Origin of the sequence: Actinoplanes regularis (assembly GCF_900188005.1) — a bacterium.
Taxonomy (GTDB): Bacteria; Actinomycetota; Actinomycetes; order Mycobacteriales; family Micromonosporaceae; genus Actinoplanes; species Actinoplanes regularis.
The window spans coordinates 1-2,673 of sequence record NZ_FZNR01000062.1 but is presented as its reverse complement, the minus strand read 5'-3'; the positions used below and the strand labels follow the sequence as shown (position 1 = coordinate 2,673).

Annotated in this window: 1 protein-coding gene; it reads right to left on the bottom strand. The window is 68.4% G+C overall.

The window, feature by feature from the left end; all coding sequences use genetic code 11:
• A partial coding sequence (locus CHC09_RS44760) for a condensation domain-containing protein (protein ID WP_179277578.1) occupies positions 1 to 2,636 on the bottom strand: 2,636 nt, incomplete at its 3' end.
• Positions 2,637 to 2,673: the final 37 nt, after the last annotated feature.

Sequence of the window (2,673 nt, the reverse complement as noted above, 5' to 3'; positions counted from 1 at the left end):
TCCCGGGTGGCCTGCGTGCACACCACCAGCGCCGGACTCGCGTCGGCGAACATGAAAGCGATCCGATCCACCGGATACTCCGGATCCACCGGAACGAACCCCGCACCCGACTTCGCCACACCCAACAACACACCCGGCACCTCAACCGAGCGAGGCAGCATCACCGCAACCAGATCACCACGACCCACCCCACGAGCCCGCAACACCCCCGCCACCCGGCCGGACACCACATCCAACTCACGGAACGACAGGTCACCCCGCTCACCGACCACCGCCACCGCATCCGGCGAACGCCCAACCTGGCCCGCGAACAACTCCGCCAACGACCCCACCGGAACCGGCCGCGACGTCGCATTCCACACCTCAAGGAGCCGTTCACGCTCCGCCAGGCCCAACACCTCGATCTGACCGAGCCGCATCGACGGGTTCGTCGCCATCTGTTCCAGCACCCGAACCAGACGATCCGCCAAGCCCTGCGCCGTCGCCGCGTCGAACAGGTCAACGGCATACACCAGCGCACCTGAGAGACCCGCCGCCGCACCCGCCGCGTCCCGGCGCTCCGACAACGTCAGGGAGAGATCCACGCGGGCCGACATCTCACCGGAGCGGAGGCCACGCACCTGCACTCCCGGCAGGCTCCACTGCTGGTCCGGCACGTTCTGGAGGGTCAACATCACCTGGAACAGCGGGTGCCGGGCCATCGACCGGACCGGGCTCAGCTCCTCGACGAGGCGCTCGAACGGGAGTTCCTGGTTGGCGTACGCCGCCAGGTCCGTCTCCCGCACCCGAGCCAGCAACTCCGTGAACGACGGGTCACCCGACAGGTCGGTACGCAGCACCAGGGTGTTGACGAAGAAACCGACCAGCTGCTCCACCGCGGCGTCACCACGACCGGCGACAACCGTACCGATCGGAATGTCGTTGCCCGCGCCCATCTTGGACAGCAGCACCGCCAGCGCCGCATGCACCACCATGAACACGGTCGAACCGTTCCGCTGCGCCAGTTCGACCAGCCGGGCATGTGTCTCCGCGCTGACGTCGACCGACGCTGTGCCGCCCTTGAGCGAGGCGGCTGCCGGGCGCGGCCGGTCGGTCGGCAACACCAGCTCCTGCGGGGCACCGGACAGGGTCTCCCGCCAGTGATCCAGCTGGCCGGCGATCAGGCTCGACTCATCGTCCAGGTCACCCAGAACCTCGCGCTGCCACAGCGCGTAATCGGCGTACTGCACACCCAACGCGGTCCACGCGGGCGCCTGACCCTGGCGGCGAGCCACATAGGCTGTACGCAGATCGTCGCTCAACAGGCCCATCGACCAGCCGTCGACCGCGATGTGATGCGCCAGCAACGACAGCACGTACTCGTCGCCGCCCAGCACCAGCAGACGCGCCCGCCACGGCAGATCGACACTCAGGTCGAACGGGCGGGCACTCTCCGCGATCAGAATCGACTCGACGTCGGCCTCGGCCGCCTCGGACGACACCAGCGGCGGCCGGCCCGCGGCACCTTCCAGGATCCGCTGGCACGCCACCCCGTCCACCTCGGGATAGATCGTCCGCAGCACCTCGTGCCGGTCGGCGACGTCACCGACCGCGGCCTCCAGCGCGGCCACATCCAGATCACCGGAGATCCGGAAATGGAAGGGCAGGCTGTACGCGGACGACTCCCTCTCCTGCGACTCCTCCAGCCGGCTCACGAACCACATGCGCTGCTGGCCGTACGACAGCGGCAACACCGCCGGACGTTCCCGGGCCGTCAACGCCGTCCGGGTCGAAGCCTCGGCGTCTCCGATCTGTTCGGCGATCCCGGCCACCGTCGGAGCGGCGAACAGGCCACGGACGCTGACCTCGCTCTCGAACACCGAACGGATCCGGGCGATGAGCCGCATCGCCGACAGCGAATCACCGCCGAGCTCGAAGAACGACACATCCGCCGGCACCGACTCCACACCGAGAATCTCCGCGAACAGGCCACACAAGATCTCCTCGGCGGCGGTCGCCGCGGCCCGGCCCGTGGTCGGCAGGTCCGGGGCCGGCAGGGCAGCCCGGTCCAGCTTCCCGTTAGCGTTCAGCGGCAACGTGTCCAGCACGGTCAAGATGGTCGGCATCATGTAATCCGGCAGCCGCCTGGCAGCGAACTCCCGCACCGCGGCCACATCCAACTCGTCACCGGCGGCGACCAGGTAACCGATCAGCTGGTTGTCACGGGCGATCACGGCGGCCTGCGCGACCTGCGGATGCTGTTGCAGCACCGCCTGCACCTCAGCAGGCTCGATCCGGAACCCACGAATCTTCACCTGCTCATCCGAACGACCCGCGAAATGCAGCAAACCCCCGCCATCCCAGCGGGCCAGATCACCACTGCGATACAACCGCCCACCGACACCCGACGGATCCGCCACAAACCGATGCGCCGTCAGATCCGGACGATCGACATACCCCTGCGCCAGCCCGAGACCACCGATATACACCTCACCGACCACACCCACCGGCACCGGCTGCAAGAACTCGTCCAACACCAGCACCCGGGCATTACCGATCGGCCGGCCCATCGACGGACCCGCACCCGACACCGGCAGCGTCACCGGCGCCGCAGTCGTGATCACCGTCGCCTCGGTCGGACCGTAGGTGTTCCACACCTGCGAACCCGCCGACCACCGCGACGCCAGACCCGCA